The sequence below is a fragment of the Sphingobium chungbukense genome, assembly GCF_001005725.1.
Classification (GTDB): domain Bacteria; phylum Pseudomonadota; class Alphaproteobacteria; order Sphingomonadales; family Sphingomonadaceae; genus Sphingobium; species Sphingobium chungbukense.
Window position 1 is genome coordinate 239,670 of the sequence record NZ_LBIC01000007.1, and the last position, 19,771, is coordinate 259,440.

20 protein-coding genes are annotated in these 19,771 nt (G+C 65.0%); 10 read left to right on the forward strand and 10 right to left on the reverse strand.

The features are described 5' to 3' along the window. Window positions 1–67 precede the first annotated feature (67 nt). The gene (purL, locus tag YP76_RS16085) at window positions 68–2,242 is read left to right on the forward strand and encodes a phosphoribosylformylglycinamidine synthase subunit PurL (RefSeq protein ID WP_046764622.1); all 2,175 of its coding nucleotides are present in this window, start codon (window positions 68–70) and stop codon (window positions 2,240–2,242) included. A gap of 46 nt (window positions 2,243–2,288) precedes the next feature. Continuing rightward, window positions 2,289–3,458 (forward strand): formate-dependent phosphoribosylglycinamide formyltransferase, encoded by a 1,170-nt coding sequence (gene purT / locus YP76_RS16090; protein ID WP_046764623.1) that lies wholly within the window; start codon window positions 2,289–2,291, stop codon window positions 3,456–3,458. A gap of 141 nt (window positions 3,459–3,599) precedes the next feature. Here the strand turns inward: purT and YP76_RS16095 are convergent, their stop codons facing one another. Next, the gene (locus YP76_RS16095) at window positions 3,600–4,367 is read right to left on the reverse strand and encodes a methyltransferase domain-containing protein (RefSeq protein ID WP_046764624.1); all 768 of its coding nucleotides are present in this window, start codon (window positions 4,365–4,367) and stop codon (window positions 3,600–3,602) included. 62 nt (window positions 4,368–4,429) lie between these two features. On the opposite strand from YP76_RS16095, the gene YP76_RS16100 reads away from it, so the two are divergent. The 3 genes from YP76_RS16100 (at window position 4,430) to bfr (ending at window position 6,529) form a co-directional block, all read left to right on the forward strand. Next, window positions 4,430–5,674 carry a DUF418 domain-containing protein gene (locus YP76_RS16100; RefSeq protein ID WP_046764625.1) on the forward strand — a complete coding sequence of 415 codons (1,245 nt, stop codon included), beginning with the start codon at window positions 4,430–4,432 and terminating at the stop codon, window positions 5,672–5,674. A 54-nt stretch (window positions 5,675–5,728) separates the two neighbouring features. Continuing rightward, the gene (locus YP76_RS16105; protein WP_025547882.1) at window positions 5,729–5,899 is read left to right on the forward strand and encodes a (2Fe-2S)-binding protein; all 171 of its coding nucleotides are present in this window, start codon (window positions 5,729–5,731) and stop codon (window positions 5,897–5,899) included. Window positions 5,900–6,049: 150 nt separating this feature from the next. Further along, window positions 6,050–6,529 carry a bacterioferritin gene (bfr, locus tag YP76_RS16110; RefSeq protein ID WP_046764626.1) on the forward strand — a complete coding sequence of 160 codons (480 nt, stop codon included), beginning with the start codon at window positions 6,050–6,052 and terminating at the stop codon, window positions 6,527–6,529. A gap of 246 nt (window positions 6,530–6,775) precedes the next feature. Here the strand turns inward: bfr and YP76_RS16115 are convergent, their stop codons facing one another. After that, window positions 6,776–7,183: a (deoxy)nucleoside triphosphate pyrophosphohydrolase gene (locus YP76_RS16115; protein WP_046764627.1), complete on the reverse strand. Its 408-nt coding sequence runs from the start codon at window positions 7,181–7,183 to the stop codon at window positions 6,776–6,778. 78 nt (window positions 7,184–7,261) lie between these two features. Here YP76_RS16115 and YP76_RS16120 point away from each other — a divergent pair, with 78 nt between their 5' ends. Together YP76_RS16120 and YP76_RS16125 are read left to right on the forward strand one after the other, a co-directional pair. Then, complete coding sequence (locus YP76_RS16120; RefSeq protein ID WP_046764628.1) at window positions 7,262–7,447, forward strand: Flp family type IVb pilin; 186 nt, start codon at window positions 7,262–7,264, stop codon at window positions 7,445–7,447. A gap of 138 nt (window positions 7,448–7,585) precedes the next feature. After that, window positions 7,586–7,747: a Flp family type IVb pilin gene (locus tag YP76_RS16125; protein WP_046764629.1), complete on the forward strand. Its 162-nt coding sequence runs from the start codon at window positions 7,586–7,588 to the stop codon at window positions 7,745–7,747. Window positions 7,748–7,920: 173 nt separating this feature from the next. On the opposite strand, the gene YP76_RS16130 is transcribed toward YP76_RS16125, so the two are convergent. The 5 genes from YP76_RS16130 to YP76_RS16150 all read right to left on the reverse strand — a co-directional run bounded on the left by YP76_RS16130 (window position 7,921) and on the right by YP76_RS16150 (window position 13,355). Continuing rightward, window positions 7,921–9,396 carry a M48 family metalloprotease gene (locus tag YP76_RS16130; protein WP_046764630.1) on the reverse strand — a complete coding sequence of 492 codons (1,476 nt, stop codon included), beginning with the start codon at window positions 9,394–9,396 and terminating at the stop codon, window positions 7,921–7,923. Between the two features lie 77 nt (window positions 9,397–9,473). Further along, entirely contained in the window at window positions 9,474–10,418 is a 945-nt protein-coding gene (locus YP76_RS16135) for an acetyl-CoA carboxylase carboxyltransferase subunit alpha (protein WP_046764631.1), read from the reverse strand. An 11-nt stretch (window positions 10,419–10,429) separates the two neighbouring features. Next, complete coding sequence (locus YP76_RS16140; RefSeq protein ID WP_046764632.1) at window positions 10,430–11,347, reverse strand: tyrosine recombinase; 918 nt, start codon at window positions 11,345–11,347, stop codon at window positions 10,430–10,432. Next, the gene (locus YP76_RS16145) at window positions 11,347–13,161 is read right to left on the reverse strand and encodes a hypothetical protein (RefSeq protein ID WP_046764633.1); all 1,815 of its coding nucleotides are present in this window, start codon (window positions 13,159–13,161) and stop codon (window positions 11,347–11,349) included. Before YP76_RS16145 ends, YP76_RS16140 begins: the two co-directional genes overlap by 1 nt. A 5-nt stretch (window positions 13,162–13,166) precedes the next feature. Further along, a complete protein-coding gene (locus YP76_RS16150; RefSeq protein WP_046764634.1) occupies window positions 13,167–13,355 on the reverse strand; it encodes a hypothetical protein in 189 nt (62 codons plus the stop codon). Between the two features lie 80 nt (window positions 13,356–13,435). Between YP76_RS16150 and YP76_RS16155 the strand changes: the two genes are divergently transcribed. From YP76_RS16155 to YP76_RS16165, 3 genes are all read left to right on the forward strand, one after another. Next, window positions 13,436–13,984, forward strand: a complete 549-nt coding sequence (locus YP76_RS16155) for a shikimate kinase (protein WP_046764911.1) — start codon at window positions 13,436–13,438, stop codon at window positions 13,982–13,984. Beyond that, window positions 13,975–15,087 carry a 3-dehydroquinate synthase gene (gene aroB, locus YP76_RS16160; RefSeq protein WP_046764635.1) on the forward strand — a complete coding sequence of 371 codons (1,113 nt, stop codon included), beginning with the start codon at window positions 13,975–13,977 and terminating at the stop codon, window positions 15,085–15,087. Before YP76_RS16155 ends, aroB begins: the two co-directional genes overlap by 10 nt. Before the next feature lie 265 nt (window positions 15,088–15,352). Then, complete coding sequence (locus tag YP76_RS16165; RefSeq protein WP_046764636.1) at window positions 15,353–15,547, forward strand: KTSC domain-containing protein; 195 nt, start codon at window positions 15,353–15,355, stop codon at window positions 15,545–15,547. A 21-nt stretch (window positions 15,548–15,568) separates the two neighbouring features. Here the strand turns inward: YP76_RS16165 and glmS are convergent, their stop codons facing one another. The 3 genes from glmS to glmU form a co-directional block, all read right to left on the reverse strand. Continuing rightward, window positions 15,569–17,392, reverse strand: a complete 1,824-nt coding sequence (gene glmS / locus YP76_RS16170) for a glutamine--fructose-6-phosphate transaminase (isomerizing) (RefSeq protein WP_046764637.1) — start codon at window positions 17,390–17,392, stop codon at window positions 15,569–15,571. 81 nt (window positions 17,393–17,473) lie between these two features. After that, window positions 17,474–18,328 (reverse strand): metallophosphoesterase, encoded by an 855-nt coding sequence (locus YP76_RS16175; protein ID WP_046764912.1) that lies wholly within the window; start codon window positions 18,326–18,328, stop codon window positions 17,474–17,476. Between the two features lie 13 nt (window positions 18,329–18,341). After that, complete coding sequence (gene glmU / locus YP76_RS16180; protein ID WP_408640451.1) at window positions 18,342–19,634, reverse strand: bifunctional UDP-N-acetylglucosamine diphosphorylase/glucosamine-1-phosphate N-acetyltransferase GlmU; 1,293 nt, start codon at window positions 19,632–19,634, stop codon at window positions 18,342–18,344. Between the last annotated feature and the right edge of the window lie 137 nt (window positions 19,635–19,771).

Genomic DNA, 19,771 nt, shown 5'->3' on the forward strand with positions numbered 1-19,771 from the left:
TCATGTTTTCGGGCGCAAGTGAGCGTCAGCATTGTCTATCGCACGCTCCCTCGCTAAAGGCGCGCACATGTCCAGCACCGCATCCCAGATCACGCCCCAGGTCGTCGCCGAACATGGGCTTTCCCCGGAAGAATATGATCGCGTCCTGAACGCGCTTGGCCGGGAACCGAATCTCACCGAACTCGGCATCTTCTCGGTGATGTGGTCGGAGCATTGCTCCTATAAAAGCTCGCGCATCCACCTGAAGAAGCTGCCCACGGAAGGCCCGCAGGTCATTTGCGGCCCCGGCGAGAATGCGGGCGTCGTCGACATTGGCGACGGACAGGCCGCGATCTTCAAGATGGAGAGCCACAACCACCCGAGCTATATCGAGCCCTATCAGGGCGCGGCGACGGGCGTGGGTGGCATCCTGCGCGACGTGTTCACCATGGGCGCGCGTCCGGTCGCGAACATGAACGCGCTGCGTTTCGGGCGGCCCGACCATCCGAAGATGAAGCATCTGATCAGCGGCGTGGTGCACGGCATCGGCGGCTACGGCAATTGCGTGGGCGTGCCGACCGTGGGCGGCGAGGTGAATTTCCACCCCGCCTATGACGGCAACATCCTGGTCAACGCCATGACCGTGGGCGTCGCGGATACCGACAAGATTTTCTACAGCGCAGCTTCGGGCGTCGGCAATCCGATCGTCTATGTGGGGTCGAAGACCGGTCGCGACGGCATTCACGGCGCGACCATGGCCTCGGCCGATTTCGGCGAGGATTCGGAAGAAAAGCGCCCGACCGTGCAGGTCGGCGACCCCTTCACCGAAAAGCTGCTGATCGAGGCCTGTCTTGAGCTGATGGCGTCGGACGCCATCGTCGCGATCCAGGATATGGGCGCAGCGGGCCTCACCTCCTCCTCGGTGGAAATGGCGTCCAAGGGCGGCGTCGGCATCGAACTGAATATGGACATGGTGCCCCAGCGCGAAACCGGCATGACAGCCTATGAAATGATGCTGTCGGAATCGCAGGAACGCATGCTCATGGTGCTCCAGCCGGGCAAGGAAGCGTTCGCCGAGGCGATCTTCCGCAAGTGGGAACTGGACTTCGCCGTCATCGGCCATGTGACCGATACGGGCCGCATGGTTCTGGTGCACAAGGGCGAGACGGTGTGCGACATTCCGCTGGCTCCGCTGGCCGACGATGCGCCGCTTTATGACCGTCCCGCCATGCCGAAGGACGAGTATAAGGCTTGGTCGGGCGTCCAGCCGCTGGGCGATATTCCGGCTTCGGACATCGGCGCCGACCTCGTCAAGCTGATGGGTTCGCCCGACATCGCATCGCGCCGCTGGATCTGGGAGCAATATGACCATATGGTCGGCGCCGACACGGTGCAGCGCCCGGGTGGCGACGCAGCAGTCGTGCGCGTCCACGGTACGCAGAAGGGCATTGCGATCAGCACCGACTGCACGCCGCGCTATTGCTATGCCGACCCTTATGAAGGCGGCAAGCAGGCGATTGCCGAATGCTATCGCAACATCAGCGCGGTCGGCGCGACGCCGCTGGCCGTCACCAACTGCCTGAATTTCGCCAATCCGCAGCGGCCGGAAATCATGGCGCAGTTCACCGGCTGTCTGGAGGGCATGGGCGAGGCCTGCCGCGCGCTCGACTTCCCGATCGTGTCGGGCAACGTCTCACTCTACAATGAATCGAAGGCGACAGGCGGCGGTTCCGCCATCCTGCCGACGCCCGCCATCGGCGGCATCGGCCTGCTGAAGAATGTCGACGTGATGGCGACCGTCGCGTTCAAGAATGAGGGCGACGCCATCTGGCTGATCGGCGAGGAAGGCACGCATCTGGGCCAATCCATCTGGCTGCGCGAAATCGCCGGTCGCGAAGCGGGTGACGCACCGAACGTCGACCTGGCCGCCGAACGCGCCCGCGCCGAGACCGTTCGCGAGCTGATCGCGGCGGGCAAGGTCAATGCCGTGCATGACATTTCCGATGGCGGCCTGCTGGTGACGGTGACCGAAATGGCGCTGGCCGGGAAGATCGGCGCGCAGCTGGACATCCCGCTCACCACCGCGAGCGCCTTTGGCGAGGATCAGGGCCGCTATGTCGTCGCCGCCGCGCCGGGCGTCGAGATTCCGGGCGCGATCCGCATCGGCACAACCGGCGGCGACACGGTCGCGGGCGTGGCGCTCGCCGACCTGCGCAGCGCGCATGAGGGCTTCTTCCCCGCGCTGATGGACAGCGAACTCTAACGGATCGGAACGGTCGTTTCCATCAGCTGACAGGACGGAGCCTGCCATGGCCTTTACCGCGAAAATCCTCCTTCTGGGTTCGGGCGAACTGGGCCGGGAATTCGTGATCTCCGCCAAGCGCCTCGGCGCACAGGTCATCGCCTGCGACAGCTATGCCGGGGCGCCCGCCATGCAGGTGGCGGACGGGCATGAGGTGTTTTCGATGCTCGACGCCGATCTGCTGGCGAAGGCGATCGAGAAGCACCGGCCCGACTTCGTGGTGCCGGAGATCGAGGCGATCCGTACCGAGGTGCTGGCGCAGGTCGAGGCCAGGGGCGTGACCGTGGTGCCCTCCGCCCGCGCCACCATCATGACGATGAACCGCGATCGCATCCGCGAGGTGGCGGCGGTCGAACTGGGTCTGCGCACGTCCCGCTACCGCTATGCCGAAACGCTGGCGGAAGTGCTGGCCGGGGCCGAACATACGGGCCTGCCCTGCGTGATCAAGCCGGTCATGTCCTCGTCCGGCAAGGGGCAGAGCACGGTGCGCAGCGCCGACGAACTGGAGACCGCGTGGGACTACGCCGTCGCCAACATGCGCGGCGACCGCAGCCGGGTGATCGTGGAAGAATTCATCGCCTTCGACTATGAAATCACGCTGCTGACGGTGCGCAGCCGGGAGGGCGTCAGCTTCTGCCCCCCCATCGGCCACCGGCAGGAACGCGGCGACTATCAGGAAAGCTGGCAGCCCACGCCCATGTCGAATGCCGCGCTGGCCGCCGCGCAGGACATGGCCCGCAAGGTGGTCGACAATCTGGGCGGCTACGGCATTTTCGGCGTGGAATTCTTCGTGAAGGGAGAGGATGTCATCTTCTCCGAACTCTCGCCCCGGCCGCATGATACCGGCATGGTGACGCTGATCTCACAGAATATGAGCGAATTCGACCTGCACGCCCGCGCGATCCTGGGCTTGCCGGTGCCGGAAGTGACGCTGCGGGGACCCGCCGCTTCGGCGGTCATATTGGCGGACCGGGAATCGAACGATTTCCGGTTCGAAGGATTGGCCGATGCGCTCTCCACGCCCGGCGGCGAAGTCGACCTGCGCCTCTTCGGCAAGCCGGCGACCCGTCCCTATCGCCGCATGGGAGTCGCCCTGGCACGGGCGGAGGATGCCGATGCGGCGCGTGCCGTTGCGGCGGACGCTGCGGGCAAGGTCAGGATCGTCTACGGCGAATAGGGGTGGCTTCTTGCCTCTGGCCTGTCATCCCAGCGAAAGCCGGGATTTCAGGCGAGGGCACAAGTCAGCCTCACGGGATCCCAGCCTGGATGACGGATGTTGTTGACGTCCGCTCATAACGTGGCGGCCCCATCCAAAACCCTAAACCACGCGCGTCACCCGGCCGAACAGGACCTGATAGACATCATTCCCGCCGCTTTCCTCGAAAGCCGCCATGACCCGGCGCAAATCCCTGGGTGCCAGCGGCTTGCGCCCCTCGTTCGGCACCACCGCGCCGATACCCTTGAGATGGGCGATCAGCCCCTTCGCGCCGCCACAGGCCAGGACATAATGCTCGTCAAAGGCGAAGGCGTCCCCGAAACGCCCCAGCATCGACCGCAAAGTCTCAAGCGCGGGATAATCCGGAATGCCGGCTGTTACCCCGCCAGCGTCATGCGCGCCGCGCCAGCGGGCGAAGCTGCCCTGCCCCATTGTGGAGAAGATGAGGCTCCCCCCCGGCCGCAGCAATCCGACCAGACGGGCTATGGCGCGCTCCAGATCATCGAACCACTGGAAGGCCAGGCTGGAGAGGATCAGGTCGAACCATTCCCCTTCGAAGATCGGCGCCTCGCCGTCCATCGTCAGGAATGTGCCCGCGATCAGTCCATCCCTCGCGGCCCGCGCCAGCATATCGGGCGACAAGTCCGTTACCACCAGTTCCGCGCCCGGCCAGCGCGCCTGGATGTCCCGCGTCAGAAAGCCCGTGCCGCAGCCGATCTCCAATATCCGCCCGACACCCTCGGGCTTCTGCCGCTGGGCAAGATCGGCGACCAGCGCGGCCGCCAGCCGCTGTGGCCCGGCATGATCGTCATAACGCCCCGCCGCCGCGCCGAAAGCGTCGCTTATTCGTTGCTTGCGATGGCCGTTCATGGCTAGTCGCATTGACAGAGCCGCATGTTCTTTTCCAGCCTCTTCAAGGACAGCCAGAACCGATGACCACCCCTTCTTCCCGGATTCCCGCCATGGACGTCCTGCGCGGATGCGCGGTGATGGGAATCTTGTGGATGAACATCGCGGTCTTCGCCCTGCCCGCGCAGGCCTATTTCAGCCCGGCGGCGGCGGGACCGCTCTCCACGGGCGACATCCTCTTCTGGACGGTCAGTTTCCTGGCTGTCGATGGCAAGATGCGGGCGCTCTTCTCCATGCTGTTCGGCGCGTCGATGCTGTTGCTGATCGACCGGGAGGAAATGGCCGGGCACGACGGTCAGCGGACACAGATGATCCGCGCCGCCTGGCTGTTCGTCTTCGGCCTCGCTCATTATCTGCTGCTGTGGTCGGGCGACATATTGATGATCTATGCGCTGGTCGGCCTCGCGGCCCTGCTGTTCGTCCGGAAGGAGCCGCTGGCGCTGGTCAAATGGGCCTTTCTCTTCTTCCTGGCGCATTTCCTCGTCTGCGCTTTCTTCATCACCACGCTCCACGCCTGGAGCCACGCCGCCGCGGCGCCCGATGCAGCGTCCCATATCCCTGCCGGTTTCGCTGACTTCATCGGTTCTTTTTCCGATCCCGCCCACCCCGCGATCCGCAGCGAATTCGAAATCTATAGGGGGAACTATGCCGGCATCTTCATGCATCACGTCGCCCTGTTCGGCAGTCAGTGGCTCACCACCCTGCCCTTCGTGACGCTCGATACGCTGGGCTTCATGCTGTTGGGCATGGCGATGCTGAAGGGCGGTTTCCTGACCGGACGCTGGCAGGCAGAGCAATATTGGCGCACCGCGCGCCATTGTTTCCTGATCGGCCTCTTGCCCATGGCGGGTCTCGCCTGGTGGGTGATCGCAAGCGGGTTCGCCACATTGCCGGCGCTGGGAACGGTGCTGGCCTGGTCCTTCCCCTTCCGCATTCCGCTGGCCGTGGGCTGGGCGGCGCTGATCCTGTGGCTGTTCACCCGCTATCGCGACCGGCGCCTGACGCACCGAATCGCTGCCGTCGGACGGCTGGCGCTCAGCAATTATCTCGGCACCAGCATCGTCATGAGCGCGACTTTCTATGGCTGGGGCCTCGGGCTGTTCGGCCAGGTGCGCTACAGCCTTCTGCCGCTGCTCGTGATCGCCGCCTGGGTGGTCATGCTGCTCTGGTCGCCACTCTGGCAAAGGCGATTCGCGCTCGGACCGATGGAATGGCTGTGGCGCACCCTGGTCGGCGGCCAGACGCAAAAGATTCGCAACAGCGATTGAATCACTATTGCGACCTATTATCACTTACGCTATCTCCCACTGCAGGAGATTTGCATGGTTGTCTGTGTCTGCAATGCCATTCGCGAGAAAGACCTGAAGGAAGTGGCCCGGGAAGGCTGCGCCACTCCGTGCAGCGCCTATGCGCGCCTTGGTCGCCGCCCCAAATGTGGCCAGTGCGTCCCCTTCGCCCGGACCATCATCGCCGCCGAGCGCGCCTCGATCTGAAGCCATTGCGAATCAGGCGCATCTGACCGCCGCGAACTCCACGCAATAGCATAGCGAAAAATGGCGGATTCCCGCGGCTTTCCGGATTAACAAACGGAACCGGAATGCTTATACTCCCGGCACTTTCCCAAAAAGCCGGAGACAAACCCGATGAAGGGCGATCCCAAGGTCATCGAATATCTGAACGAGGTGCTCAAGAATGAGCTGACCGCGATCAACCAATATTTCCTCCACTATCGGATGCTGAACCATTGGGGCATCGAGAAGCTGGCCAAGTTCGAATATGAGGAATCGATCGACGAGATGAAGCACGCCGACAAGCTGGCGGAGCGCGTCTTGTTCCTCGACGGCCTGCCCAATTTCCAGTTGCTCGGCCGCCTGAAGATCGGCGAGACGGTGGAAGAGATACTGAAGGCCGACCTGGAGCTGGAATATGAAGCCCTGCCGGTCCTGAAGGACGCCATCGCCTATTGCGAATCGATTCGCGACTTTGTGAGCCGCGACCTGTTCCAGCACATCCTCGAAAGCGAGGAAGAGCATGTCGACACGCTCGAAACCCAGTTCGAGATGATCGAACGCATGGGCATCCAGAACTACATCCAACTCCAGAGCAAAGCAGCCGAGGAATGAAGCTTTGGGCGGGGCAGGTCCATCCGGCGCCCCGCCCCTTTGCCTGGAGCGATTTCCACGCGATCGAAATCGGTCGCTGGTCAAAAATCGCGGAAACGAAAGGCTTAGGATAGCGATCTGATGCAATCAGATCGAAAACCCCTCTAGAGCGCGCTGCGCTAAATCGTACGCGAGCCGCACGCTCTAAGCTTTTGTTGTCGCATCGCTTTAAGCGCAAAACCGGTTCCCACTTTTGCGCACGATGCTCTAAATCAGCGAATCGAGCAGGCCGATCAGCGGCAGGTCCGCCGGTGGCATGTCCAGCGCATACATTTGCGCGGGCCTGGCCCATTGCAACGCGGTCGCGTGCCGCGCTTCGGGAATGCCCTGCCATTTGCGGCAGACATAGAGCAGCAGCAACAGATGCCGCTCGCCCAACGGCTCGCTGGCGAAGGCAGCGGGCGCGAGACAGCTCGCATGGGTGCGAATCCCCAACTCCTCCTCCAACTCGCGGACCAGCGCGATTTCGGGCGCTTCGCCCGGCTCCACCTTGCCACCGGGGAATTCCCACAGATGCGCCATCGGCTTTCCCGGCGGACGCTGCTGCAACAATATGCGGCCATCCGCATCGACCAGAGCAGCGGCAACCACCAACAGGGGAGAATTTATCGTCATAACGGTCCAGCTTGAGGGGTTTGTTAACTCTGTCGCTTTTACAAGGGCATTCTGGGCTGTGTGTAAATGGGGTATGGCATGCGCGCGTTGTTCAAAAATTTCAGCTTCTGGAAGCTGATCTACTGCCAGCGCGGCGCGACGGCGGTGGAATATGGATTGATCCTCGCCCTCATCTGCCTCGCCATCGTCGGCGCCATGTCCAACGTCGCCAACAAGACCATCGGCATGTGGAACAATGTCGCGACAGAAGTTCTCGCGCATTAACCATCAATATCTGACAACCTGCCGATCGCATTAAATCTTTATCAACCCACCCCGTCTAAACCTGCCAATGCTGACCTTCAATTCAAGCGGGGGGCGGCCGGGTAGTTAAACGTTGAATTTGAGGCAAGGAGACTTCCAATGCAGTTCATCCGCAAGATGCTGAAGAACGAAAAGGGCGCCACCGCCATTGAATATGGCCTGATCGCAGCTCTGATCGCTGTCGCCGCCATCGGCGCCATGACCAGCCTGGGCGGCAAGCTCGGCAACACCTTCAACAATGTCTCGGGCAACCTGAAGTAAGCTCGAAGCCATTGAAGAAAAGGGGCGGCGGGAGCAATCCCGCCGCCCCTTTTATTTAGGGCGGTTCCCAAGCGACCGGAACCTCGCTGGTCAAGAAATCGCGGCGAACAAAAGGCCTGGAGCGGCGATCCGATTCAATCGGATCGCCGCTCCAACCTCGCGTCGATGCCGGCTCACCAGGTGACGATCTTCACCCGCTGCCCAGGCCGCAAAACGCTGTTGGCGTTCAACGCGTTGATCGTCAGGAAGCGCTCGACCGCATAGTCGCCATAGGCCATGCGCTTGGCCAGCGACTGGACGCTGTCGCCGGATTTGACGGTAAGGACGCTGATGCGACGCGGCTTGATGGCGGCCGCCTCCTGGGTCGAGAGACGCTGGACCGATTGCACCATGGTCGAGAACGGACCGATACCCTGCCCCGCCGCCGTCAGCAGCAGGAAATGATAGGCCTTGTCGCCGCCGAAATCATAAGCGAAGACCGTGGCGTCAACCTGGCTCGACTGTGTGCTGGCCCGGATCGTGCGCCACGCCGCCGGGAGGCCGTTGACCGTGGTACGGCGTACATCGCCGGATGGAACAGTGCCCCCGCCGCCCAGTTTCGCGAACACCGAATCGATATAGGCAGGCAGATCGCCGGAAAAGGGCGCCGCACCGAACTGCGCCTGGCCGCCCGATCCCGCGACGGTGACGGCATCCGCGCCATTTTCCATGCCGAAGCCCTGCGGCGCGGTGAAGCCCAGCCGCAGGTCGGGATGACGGAAACGGCTGCCCTCGATCACCCCCTGTTTGGGATCGTCGCCATAGAGCACGCCGTCCAGCGCATTGAGGAACGCGTCCCGGTTGCGTACCGTGCTGGTCGATCCGGTGGCGGCGGCATTGCGCGCCGCACGACCGACGCGGGAGGCGGGATCGGGATGGGTACTCGCCCATTCCGGCACGGATCGCGCATTACCGGTCACACGGGCATCCAGACTGCTCTGCGCAGCGAGCGAAGCGAGCATGGTCGAAAGCGCCTTGGGATCATAACCACCGGACGCCAGATACCGGATGCCCAGATCGTCCGCCTCATATTCCTGGGTGCGGGAGAATTTGAGCGTCAACAACTGGCTGCCCTGACCGATCCCCTTTTGCAACAGGCCGCCAATCGCCGAATCGCCCAGCAGCGCGCCGGTAAGTACCTGAAGCAGCGTGCCGCCGATCGCGTTGCGCTGGGCCGCCTGCTGGCGCCGCTGGCCATGCTGGGCCGCGACATGGCCGATTTCATGGCCCAGCACCCCGGCCAGTTCGGCCTCATCGTTCATCAGCGCCATCAGCTGGCGTGTGACATAGACATAGCCGCCGGGAATGGCGAAGGCGTTGTTCACCGGCGAATTGAGCAGGGTGACGGTGAAATCGCCCTGCGCGTTGGAGAGACCCGACTGGACGGCGATGCGACGGCCCACACCCTCGACATATTTGGCCTGCGGCCCGGCATAAGCCCCGCCAAATTCGTTGAGAAGCTGCGGATGCTGCTTGGCGCCGGATTCCTTGTCCTGCGGGCTGATCGAGGAAACCGTGCGAATCGCCCGTTGCTGGCCCTGCACCGAAGGCGCGGCGGCAAAGGCGATCAGGCCCAGCCCCGCATAAGCCCAATAGGATAATCGTGTCACGGCGCCTCCTGATCCCCTGTTACCATGGCGTAACGAGGCATAGCAGGCAGAGGTTCCCCAAGACAGGGGGTGAACGGTCAAACGCCGATGGCGAGGAACTTGTCGGCGCGATCGGTCCGCAGGGCCTCGGCGCTCATGCCCGACAGCGCGTCCAACTCCTCGCCGATCGCCGCGCCCAGATGGGCGATGGCCTGCACGGGCTCGCGATGGGCGCCGCCGGTCGGCTCCGGCACGATGCGGTCGATGACACCCAGCGCCTTCAGATGCTGGGCCGTCACCTGCATGGCGGTGGCGGCATCGCTCGCCTTGTCGGCCGTGCGCCAGAGGATGGAAGCGCAGCCTTCGGGCGAGATCACCGAATAGACCGCATGTTCGAACATCAGCACGCGATTGGCCGCCGCCAGCGCCACAGCGCCGCCAGAGCCGCCCTCGCCCACCACGGCCGCGACCATCGGCACGCCCAGGGCGAGACATTGCTCGGTCGAGCGCGCGATCGCCTCCGCCTGACCGCGTTCTTCGGCCTGCACGCCGGGGAACGCGCCCGACGTATCGACCAGCGTCACCACGGGCAGGCCGAAACGGTCGGCAAGCTGCATCAGGCGGATCGCCTTGCGATAGCCCTCGGGCTTCGCCATGCCGAAATTGTGGCGGACGCGGCTTGCCGTATCGTCGCCCTTTTCATGACCGATCACCACCAAACGGCGGTCACCCAGCGTCGCGAAGCCGCCGATGATCGCCTGATCATCGGAAAAGGCGCGGTCGCCCGCCAACGGCATGAAATTGTCGAACATGCCCGCGACATAGTCCTTGAAATGCGGACGGTCGGGATGGCGCGCAACCTGCGTCTTCTGCCAGGGCGACAGCTTCGCATAGCTGTCCACCAGCATCTTCGCCGCGCGCTGTTCGAGCTTGTCGATCTCACCGCTTATGTCGATATCGCCCACATTGGCGGTGGCGCGCAGTTCGATGATGCGCGCTTCCAGCTCCGCAATAGGCTTTTCGAATTCAAGAAAGCTAACCATGGCGCAAGGCGTTAGGGCGCTGACGCTTCGCCGTCAACGCGCCGATGCGTCATGCTGGCCAGCGGATGGCGGCTGTTCACCAGTTCGACCAGGCGACGGCTGTCGACATGGGTGTAGATTTGCGTGGTGCCGATATCGGCATGCCCCAGCATGGATTGCAAAGCGCGCAGATCCGCCCCGCCCTCCAGCAAATGGGTAGCAAAGGCATGGCGCAGGACATGGGGGCTGACCCGTTCGGGCGCGATCCCGGCGGCGGCGGCCAGCGCCTTCACCATCTGGTAGAGGCGGATGCGGCTGACATGGCTCTTGCCCGAGGGGAAGAGCCATGGGCTGTCGGCGGGCACGTTCGGCAGCCAGGCGGCGACGGCGGCGCGGGCGCGATCGGAAATGGGGACGAGCCGTTCGCGGGCACCCTTGCCCTTGAGGATCAGGAACGGCCGGTCCGACGCCAGCGCACGGCGGGGTAGCGACACCAGCTCGGTCGCGCGCAGGCCGGACCCATAGAGCAACTCGATCAGCGCGGACAGCCGCAGGTCGAGCGGCGCAGGATGTTCCGCAGCCAGCCTCCCGGCAATCAGCGCGAAGAGCGAATCGACTTCGGCGGTCGACAATATCTTCGGCAGGGGACGGCGCGTCGCCGGGCGCGGCAGAGCCGTAGAGGGATTGTCGGCACGCAGCCCCTCTTCCTCCAGAAACGCGTAAAAGGCGCGCAAGGCGGAGGCCTTGCGTGCCACGGAGGAGGCCGCCAGTCCGGCCCAGGCGTCCGCCAATCCGCCAATGTCGTCCTTGGTCGCGCCGGAAAGCCCGCCGACAATCTTCGCCGCGCCCATCAGGTCGGCGCGATAGGCGAGCAGCGTGTTGCGCGAGGCGCCCCTTTCGGCCGCCATCATTTCCAGAAAGCGGTCGATAAGCGAGGCGTCGTCACCCATCAGAGCCGCGTCATCGCCTCCGCGGCGATCATCCGCGCTTCGGGGTCCAACCCGACGCGATGCAGCGCGGCGACGATATGATAGAGATGGACAGGCGGCAGCCGGTTCCAGTCCGCCGTCTGCATGCCCACCGCCGCCAGCAGCGCGACGCTGGCCTTTTCGCCCCGCCCCGCGGCCGCGTCGATGGCGCGCGACCAGCGGCTGGTGACGCCGAGGTTGAAACCATTATCCTGTGCCAGCGACGCGCCATCCTGGGCATTGAGACGGGACAGCCCCGCCAGTGCCGCGATCAGCATCTGCGTCTTGTGGGCATCGGCCGCCTTGGCGAAGGACGACACCCGCCCGCCGCTGATGTCGACGACCGGGGCGGGCGCTCCGACGGCCAGCAAGGCCCAGAGGTCGCCAGCACCGTCGCCGTCCGCCTGCGCGGCAAGGCGCGCCCACGCAACGGCGCTGCGGTCATAGCCCGCCGTGAACATGGCCGCGACCAGATTGGCCGCGTCCCGCGCGCCCAACTGCGCAACGGGCAGCGCAGCCGCCGCCCGCGCCGTCGCGATCAGACCGACGAAATCGGGGCGCGCCTCATTCTGCCAGATCGTCCGCATCGCCTGTAGCCGGTCGTCGGCGCTCGATCCGGAATAAGCGGCGCGCAATGCGTCGATCCGATCGGCGGCGGCGGGCGCGTCGCCATCCACGCCAAGCTGGCTGTAGAAACCGACCAGCGCCTCATTGGAAAAGACGCCCAGCCGCGCCGCCATCTCCACACCGGGCAGGCGGCGTGCCGCCGTCAACGCGGGTGCCCGGGCTTCCCAGGCGCGGACATGCGGCCCGACCGTGGCGTAAAGATTGTCGGGAATCTCGACATTCAGCGCCGTCGCCAGGCCGAATCGCCACGCCGTCAGCCGGTCCACCGCGTCCCATTCGATCTTGACCGAACGACGCGCATTGAAGCCGGTGCCGACCACCTTTTCCGCCAGCCGATAGTCGATGCCGCGCACCTGCCCGCGCCGCTGCGCCTGGTTGAGCGCACCGCTGGCCGAGCCCTGATCACCCGACAGCGCCGGACAGATCGCCCGCGTCATGTCCCAGCCCGGTTCCTTGCTGAACCGCAGCGCGCCGGCCGACAGTGGGCACAGCCCCGCCGGGTCGGCCGTCGCCAGATAGGTCTGCATGGCGATGGCATAAAGGCGCGGGGTGAACTGGTCCGAATCGACGCTCTGCACCAGCAGGCGCGCGCTGTCCGCCTCCCCCATGCGCAGCAGCAGCCAGGCGCGCTCCGCCACCCAGTCGGCGCCATTGATGTCCCTGGGCGTATCGACCGCCGACAGCAATGTCCGCCGCAGCAGGATCGAGGCCCAGCGCGACGTGATCGGCGCCCGGGTTTCCTTCATCAGCGCGGCCAGGAACTGCCCCGATTGCGCGCCGAAGGCGTTGGGCGCCAACCCCAGCCGCTCGGGCGTCAGCGGTCCCACCCGGTCGAGCGACCGATGCGCATTTTCGGGCAGGTCATATTTGGCCTTTTGCGCGGCCATTTCCTCTTCCGACAACTGCGCTTCGGCGGCGTTGTCGGCGGCCTCGTCCGTTACGGGGAAGCTTGGCGGCTGGACTGCCATGGCGGGCGCGGGCGCGGCTGGAGCAGCAGGCCCCTGCGCCGGACGGGCAGGTTGCGACGGCGCGGGCGTGGGTGTCGCGGGCGTGTCGCCGAAGCCTGGCGGCAACAGCGATTCCGGCGCCTGTTGCGCAACGACCGGCAGCGTCAGGGCGAGCGCAAAGCTGCCCAACGCCCATTTCACATTCACCCGCCTTTGGACCATGCCGCTTAGTGGCCCAGCTTTTCGGCGGGGATGACCTTTTCCACGCGGGCCTGCGGCTTTTCACCACCGCGCGACCAGAGCAGGGCGATGATCGCCACCAGCACGACGACCGCAATGACGGGAATGATCGGCAGAGACCGTCCGCGGCGACGCGAGCTGCCTTCAAAACTGCTGTAGGAACGATTGCGCTTCATGAGTCCTGTTCTGGCTCGGCCTGGCTTGGGGAAAGTTGCGATTTGCCTTGTCGACGCGGGGTTGTATAGCCCCGCTCGCCATGCAGCGAAACAGCAAATCCGCCGAAGCGCGTGCGAAGCGCGGCCCCATCGTCCTGGTGGGCATGATGGGCGTCGGCAAATCGACCGTCGGCCGGCGGCTGGCCGCACGGCTTGGCGTCGGTTTCGTCGATGCGGACGAGGAGATCGAAAAGGCGGCCGGCATGACGATCACCGAAATGTTCGAACGCTATGGCGAGGCCTATTTCCGCGACGGCGAGCGGCGGGTGATCGCCCGGCTGATGGACGGTGAGCCCAAGGTGATCGCGACCGGCGGCGGCGCCTTCATGCAGGAGGAGACGCGGACGCTGATCCTGGACCATGCGCTGGCGATCTGGCTGAACGCCGATATCGACACGCTGGTCGACCGTGTGTCCCGCCGGGAGGGACGACCGCTGCTCAATGGCAAGGACCCGCGCGTCGTGCTGACCGAACTGGCCGCCGTCCGCAATCCGGTTTACGCCCTCTGTCCCATTCATGTGCGGAGCGCCGCCGCGCCGCATGATGTGGCAGTCGACAGCATCATGGAGCAGCTTTCCCAATGGCCGTAGTCCGCGTCGCGCTCGATACGCGCAGTTATGACATCGTGATCGAACAGGGGGCGCTGACCCGCGCCGGCACCTATCTGGCGGGCTATGCGCGCAAGGGCAGGCTGGTGGTCGTGACCGACGCGCATGTGGCCAAGGCGCAGCTTCCCCGGCTGGAGGCGAGCCTGCGCGCCGCCAATGTCGCTGTCGAACCCGTCATCCTGCCGCCGGGCGAGCAGACCAAGAGCTGGCGCCATCTGGAGGAGTTGCTCGACGCGCTGCTGGCGCTGGAGATCGAGCGCGGCGACCATGTGGTCGCGCTCGGCGGCGGCGTGATCGGCGATCTTGTGGGCTTTGCCGCCTCGATCCTGAAACGCGGCTGCCATTTCATCCAGGTGCCGACGACCTTGCTGGCGCAGGTCGACAGTTCGGTCGGGGGCAAGACGGCGATCAACGCGCGGGCCGGCAAGAATCTGATCGGCAGCTTCTACCAGCCCGCCCTGGTGCTGATCGACCCCTCGACCCTCGACACGCTGCCGGTACGCGAGACGCGGGCGGGCTATGCCGAGGTCGTGAAATATGGCCTGATCGACGATCCCGATTTCTTCGCCTGGTGCGAGGAGGAAGGGCACAAGCTGCTCGCGGGCGATGCCGGAGCACGTGAATATGCGATCGAGCGCAGCGTCGCCGCAAAGGCGAAGATCGTGGGCGAGGACGAGCGGGAAACCTCCGGTCGCCGGGCGCTGCTGAACCTGGGCCATACTTTCGGCCATGCACTGGAGGCGGATACGGGCTTTTCCGACACGCTGCTCCATGGCGAGGGCGTAGCGGCGGGCATGGCGCTGGCCTTCCGCTATTCCGCGCGGCTGGGGCTGTGCACGGGCGAGGATGCGGATCGGGTGACGGCGCATCTGAAGGCCATGGGCCTCCCCCACGACCTGGCGAGCGCGCATGTGACGGCCGATGGCGCGACGTTGGTCGCGCATATGCTGCACGACAAGAAGATGGCGGCGGGCACCCTGCCCTTCCTGCTGGCGCGGGGGATCGGCCGGACCTTCCTCTCGAAGGATGTCGTGCTGGACGATGTCGCTGCCTTTCTGGACGAGGATCGCGCGGCGGCGGCTTGAAAGTGACGCAGCTGCGGCTGGGGTGGATTCAGTTCGTTCGGCTTGTCGTTACCTCAGCCTGATCCCAGGGTCCCACAGCCCTGAGTCAGGCGTCAGGTCACAGGACAGGTCACAGGAAGGGTGGGACGCCAAGGATGGGACGCCGGGTCAAGCTCGCTTCAAAGTGACGCCACTGTCCGTGCAAGACCCACCAGGTCCGTCATCCTGGCCCTCTATTTCTGCCCGCCCCAGGAAACACCGCCTGCCGCCGATCATTGTAGCGGGCATGCCCTCGACCGCCATTCGCCAGTTCGACTATGATCCCATCCACCGGCGGCTGGACGTGCAGTTCGTCAGCGGCAAGCGGTACAGCTATTTCGACGTGCCTGCCGCGATCGTGCAGGGCATGAAGCAGGCCGCATCGAAAGGCGGCTATTTCAACCGCCTGATCCGCGACCGCTATCGCTTCATCCGCCAGTGACCATGCCTCGCAAGTAACCCTTCACTCCACCGTCACCGACTTGGCGAGGTTCCTCGGCTGGTCGACGTCGGTGCCCTTGGCGACAGCGACATGATAGGCGAGCAACTGCACCGGCACGGCATAGACCATCGGCGCGATCAGCGGATGCACCTTTGGCATGGTGATGGTCGCCATGCAGCCCTCGCCCGCCGCCTGCACCCCGTCATAGTCGGAGATCAGCACCACCTTGCCGCCGCGCGCCTGCACTTCCTGCATGTTGCTGACGGTCTTTTCGAACAGCGGCCCGCTGGGCGCCAGCACGATCACCGGCACCTTGTCGTCGATCAGCGCGATCGGCCCATGCTTCATCTCGCCCGCGGCATAGCCTTCGGCATGGATATAGCTGATTTCCTTGAGCTTGAGCGCGCCTTCCAGCGCCAACGGATAGTCCGGCCCGCGCCCCAGATAGAGCACGTCCCGCGCTCCCGCGATCAGATGCGCCATCACCTCGATCGATTCATCATAGGCCAGCGCGCCATTGAGTGCCGCGGGGGCTTCGGCGAGATGGCGCACCAGTTCCTTCTCGGCTTTCGCATCCAGCCGCCCCTTGGCCCGCGCCAGATTGGCCGCGAACGCGGCCAGCACCGCCAACTGGCAGGTGAAGGCCTTGGTCGACGCCACGCCGATTTCCGGCCCGGCCAGCGTCGGCAGCAGCAGGTCCGCCTCCCGCGCCATGGTGCTGGTCGGCACATTGACGACGGCGGCGATCTTCTGTCCCTCGGCCCGGGCATGGCGCAGCGCGGCCAGCGTATCGGCGGTTTCGCCCGACTGGCTGATGACGATCATCAGGCCGCCTTCCTCCATCACCGGGTCGCGGTAACGGAACTCGCTCGCCACATCGATGTCGACGGGCACGCGGGCGAATTGCTCGAACCAATATTTGGCGACCATGCCGGCATAATAGCTGGTGCCGCAGGCCACGATCGTCACGCGGCGGATCGCGCCCAGGTCGAAATCGGGGATCGGCAACGACACCCGGTCCTCCATCCGCTGAAGATAGGATTTCAGCGTCTGCGCCACCACCACCGGCTGCTCGTAAATCTCCTTGAGCATATAATGGCGGTGATTGCCCTTGGAGATCAGCTCGCCCGTCACGCCCGAAATGGTGACGGGCCGCTCGACCGGGTTGTTGTCCTTGTCGAAGATCTCCGCCCCATCCTTGGTGATGACGACCCAGTCGCCTTCCTCCAGATAGGCGATGCGCTGGGTCAGTGGCGCCAAAGCCAGGGCATCCGAGCCCAAATAAGTCTCACCCTCGCCATAGCCGACGACCAGCGGCGAACCCAACCGCGCGCCGATCAGCAGCTCGGGATGGCTGCGGAACAGGATCGCCAGCGCGAAGGCGCCGTGCAGGCGTGGCAGGACTTGCTGGACCGCCTCCTTCGGGCTCGCCCCCTGCTCGACCAGTTCGCTCACCAGATGGGCGACGACCTCGGTATCGGTCTGGCTGTCGAACACCCGGCCCCGCGCCATCAGTTCCTCGCGCAGCGGCTTGAAATTCTCGATGATGCCGTTGTGGACGAGGGCGACTTCCTTGGTGGCATGGGGATGCGCATTGCTGGTGGTCGGCGCTCCATGGGTGGCCCAGCGGGTATGGGCGATGCCGGTCGTGCCGGGCAGCGGCGCCTCCGCCAGTTCCTTCACCAGATTGACCAGCTTCCCCTCGGCCCGGCGGCGGTCGATTGCGCCTTCATGCACGGTCGCGACGCCCGCGCTGTCATAACCGCGATATTCCAGACGCTTCAGCCCATCGACGAGCCGGTCCGCCACGTCGTTCTTGCCGATGATTCCGATGATACCGCACATGGATGTCGAGCCTCAAAGCCATGAAAATCAATAATGAACATGCCTATGCCATGTTCGCGGCGCCCGCGACAGGGGCAAGCCCTATCGTGGATGAATTGTAATCAGCCAGACATCCGGCGGCGCGAGCAAACGGATCGGCAGGCCGCTGGTGCCAAGCCCGGCGGATACGATCATCCTTTTCGCGCCGTCGCGATAGAGGCCGCAGGCATAGCGCGTCCCGTAGCGGGACGGCACATAGACGATGCCCGCAAAGGGCAACGCCACCTGCCCGCAATGGGTATGCCCCACCAGCGTCAGCATCGCCTCGTCCGGCAACAACGGAAACACATCCGGCCCGTGCGCCAGCATCAGCGGCGCGCCGCCCATCGCCCGCATCGCGTCCAGCGTCTTCGGAATGTCGGGCCGGCCGGTATAGATGTCGCGCAACCCGCCCACCGCCAGCGGTCCCCGCCGCACCGCCTGGTTGTCGAGCAAGGTGATGCCGATGCGCGCGAACAACTGATGCCATTGCTTGCGACCGATCAGCGCATGTTTGCGGGCATCGTGATTGCCGAGTACCGCCACCACGCCCAACGGTGCGCGCAAGGCGGCGAACGGGGCGATGCTCTCCACCGGACCGTAAGTCGCGCCGCCCTTGTCATCCCCGATATAGTCGCCGCCCAGCACGATCAGATCGGGCTGGAGCCCGTTCACCTGGGCAACGATCCGCGCCATCCGCTCCGGGCTGTTGTCCGGTCCCGACAAATGGCTGTCGGTCATCAGCGCTATGGTGACCGGTCGCCGCGGCGCATCGGCCGGGAAGGGCAAGCTGACATCCCACCGTCGCACGACCGGCATCGCCCGCGCATTGGCCACCAGCCAGGCGATCCCGCCCGACAAGGCCAGAAGGATGATCAGCAGCGCCGTCAGCCAGCGCCGCCTGCGGAAAAAGCGCATCATGAAGGGACGGTCACTTGCCGGCTTTGCGCGCCTGCATCTTCGCCCGGAAGCGCGCCGCCCAACCCGGCTTCGCATCCTGCGCCGGCCGCACGAGGCAGAGCGCATCGGCATCCACCGATTGCGTGACGACGCTGCCGGCTCCGACGATCGCGCCATCGCCGATCTTCACCGGCGCGACCAGGGCGCTGTTGGAGCCGATGAAGGCACCCGCGCCGATCTCCGTCCTATATTTGAAGAAGCCGTCATAGTTGCAGGTGATGGTGCCCGCGCCGATATTCGCGCCCGCCCCCACGCTGGCGTCGCCGATATAGGAAAGATGATTGGCCTTGGCCCCTTCACCCAGTTCGGCCTTCTTCACCTCGACGAAATTGCCGACCTTGGCCCTGCCCCCTATCTTCGCGCCGGGACGCAGGCGGGCATAGGGCCCGATTTCGGCGCCCTTGCCGATCGTCGCGCCCTCCAGGTGGGAAAAGGCGTGAATCGTCACATCGTCCGCCACGATCACGCCCGGCCCGAAGACGACGTTGGGCTCTATCACCACATCGCGCCCCAGCGCCGTGTCATGGGCGAAGAACACCGTATCGGGCGCAATCAGCGTGACCCCCTCCCGCATCGCCTCGGCGCGGCGGCGATCCTGCCATACGGCCTCCACACCGGCCAGTTCCGCGCGGCTGTTGACGCCCGCCACCTCCCAGGCCTCGGCCTCGATCACCGCGCTCTGCGCACCGGGCAGCATGACGATATCGGGCAGATAATATTCACCCGCCGCATTGTCGTTGCCGATCCGGTCGAGCAGCACGAACAGGTCGGTCGATCGCACCGCCATCAATCCCGAATTGCAGAGCGTCACCGCCCGTTCCTCGGCATTCGCATCCTTATATTCGACCATCTTCTCGATGACGCCCTGATCGCGGGCGATGATCCGGCCATAGGCGGCTGCGTCCTCCGGCCGGAAGCCCAATACCACCGCGCGGGGCTCGTCGCCCCAATTGAGGCGCTCCAGCATGGACCGCAGGGTTTCGGTCCGTACCAGCGGCACGTCGCCGTACAGGATCAATATGTCGCCCGCAAAGCCCGCCAGCGCGTCATGTGCCTGCGCCACGGCATGACCGGTGCCATGCTGCTGTTCCTGCACGGCGATCACCGCGCCGCTGCCCTCGACCGCCTTTTCCACCTGCTCGCGGCCAGCCCCCACCACCACGACCTGCCGCTCCGGCTTCAGCTCCGCGACGCTGGCCAGCAGATGCAACAGCATCGGCCGCCCGGCAATCGGATGAAGTACCTTGTGCCTGGCGGATTTCATGCGTGTGCCCTGCCCGGCGGCAAGGATGATCACGGCCAAGGGGCGACGGGGCGGGCGGGTGGCAGTCACGAGGGGGGCATCCTTTATGGCAAAGAGGCCAAGAATCTGAGCGCTCTCTGCCATGTTTGACTTGCCTT

Coding starts and splice junctions, on each gene's coding strand:
- purL (WP_046764622.1), top strand. CDS start 68: ATGTCCAGCACCGCATCCCAGATCACGCCCCAGGTCGTCGCCGAACAT.
- purT (WP_046764623.1), top strand. CDS start 2,289: ATGGCCTTTACCGCGAAAATCCTCCTTCTGGGTTCGGGCGAACTGGGC.
- YP76_RS16095 (WP_046764624.1), bottom strand. CDS start 4,367: ATGAACGGCCATCGCAAGCAACGAATAAGCGACGCTTTCGGCGCGGCG.
- YP76_RS16100 (WP_046764625.1), top strand. CDS start 4,430: ATGACCACCCCTTCTTCCCGGATTCCCGCCATGGACGTCCTGCGCGGA.
- YP76_RS16105 (WP_025547882.1), top strand. CDS start 5,729: ATGGTTGTCTGTGTCTGCAATGCCATTCGCGAGAAAGACCTGAAGGAA.
- bfr (WP_046764626.1), top strand. CDS start 6,050: ATGAAGGGCGATCCCAAGGTCATCGAATATCTGAACGAGGTGCTCAAG.
- YP76_RS16115 (WP_046764627.1), bottom strand. CDS start 7,183: ATGACGATAAATTCTCCCCTGTTGGTGGTTGCCGCTGCTCTGGTCGAT.
- YP76_RS16120 (WP_046764628.1), top strand. CDS start 7,262: ATGCGCGCGTTGTTCAAAAATTTCAGCTTCTGGAAGCTGATCTACTGC.
- YP76_RS16125 (WP_046764629.1), top strand. CDS start 7,586: ATGCAGTTCATCCGCAAGATGCTGAAGAACGAAAAGGGCGCCACCGCC.
- YP76_RS16135 (WP_046764631.1), bottom strand. CDS start 10,418: ATGGTTAGCTTTCTTGAATTCGAAAAGCCTATTGCGGAGCTGGAAGCG.
- YP76_RS16140 (WP_046764632.1), bottom strand. CDS start 11,347: ATGGGTGACGACGCCTCGCTTATCGACCGCTTTCTGGAAATGATGGCG.
- YP76_RS16145 (WP_046764633.1), bottom strand. CDS start 13,161: ATGGTCCAAAGGCGGGTGAATGTGAAATGGGCGTTGGGCAGCTTTGCG.
- YP76_RS16150 (WP_046764634.1), bottom strand. CDS start 13,355: ATGAAGCGCAATCGTTCCTACAGCAGTTTTGAAGGCAGCTCGCGTCGC.
- YP76_RS16155 (WP_046764911.1), top strand. CDS start 13,436: ATGCAGCGAAACAGCAAATCCGCCGAAGCGCGTGCGAAGCGCGGCCCC.
- aroB (WP_046764635.1), top strand. CDS start 13,975: ATGGCCGTAGTCCGCGTCGCGCTCGATACGCGCAGTTATGACATCGTG.
- YP76_RS16165 (WP_046764636.1), top strand. CDS start 15,353: ATGCCCTCGACCGCCATTCGCCAGTTCGACTATGATCCCATCCACCGG.
- glmS (WP_046764637.1), bottom strand. CDS start 17,392: ATGTGCGGTATCATCGGAATCATCGGCAAGAACGACGTGGCGGACCGG.
- YP76_RS16175 (WP_046764912.1), bottom strand. CDS start 18,328: ATGCGCTTTTTCCGCAGGCGGCGCTGGCTGACGGCGCTGCTGATCATC.
- glmU (WP_408640451.1), bottom strand. CDS start 19,634: ATGAAATCCGCCAGGCACAAGGTACTTCATCCGATTGCCGGGCGGCCG.